The organism is Lentimicrobium sp. L6, from assembly GCF_013166655.1.
Lineage (GTDB): Bacteria > Bacteroidota > Bacteroidia > Bacteroidales > UBA12170 > UBA12170.
The window spans coordinates 1-474 of sequence record NZ_JABKCA010000193.1 but is presented as its reverse complement, the minus strand read 5'-3'; the positions used below and the strand labels follow the sequence as shown (position 1 = coordinate 474).

The window sequence follows — 474 nt, the reverse complement described above, 5'->3', positions numbered from 1 at the left end:
GTTAATGGTAAGTGGCATACAATACTTTCAACAAATACAAACCTTAGTTTTATAGAGATAATTGAAATCTATAGCATTAGATGGACTATTGAAGTCTTTTTTAAGGAGGTTAAACAATTATTCAAATTAGGCACCTGTCAGTCTACGAATTTTGATGTCCAAATAGCCCAAACTACTATTATTATGATTCAATATTTACTCACCAGCATCAGGTTCCGAATGGAGGCTTACGAAACGATCGGTGGTTTATTTAGGGACTTGAAACAGGATTACATCGAACACAAATTGAATGATAGGATTTTGTTGATAGTATACCAAATAATGGACTTTTTGGAAAAAGTAATAGATGGTGTTGATTTTCAGAAAATTGCACATGAGTTAATCAACAATAGTGAAAATTTTCTGTTTTTTAGAGAAAAAGAACCTATTCTAATTCAGCTTGATAAGGCAGTCTGATTTGGTGCGAAACTTCAG

Annotated in this window: 1 pseudogene; it reads left to right on the top strand. The window is 32.3% G+C overall.

Going from position 1 to position 474, the window contains the following annotated elements:
- Positions 1 to 313 (top strand): annotated as a pseudogene (locus HNS38_RS20170) (transposase); the annotation flags it as partial.
- Positions 314 to 474: the final 161 nt, after the last annotated feature.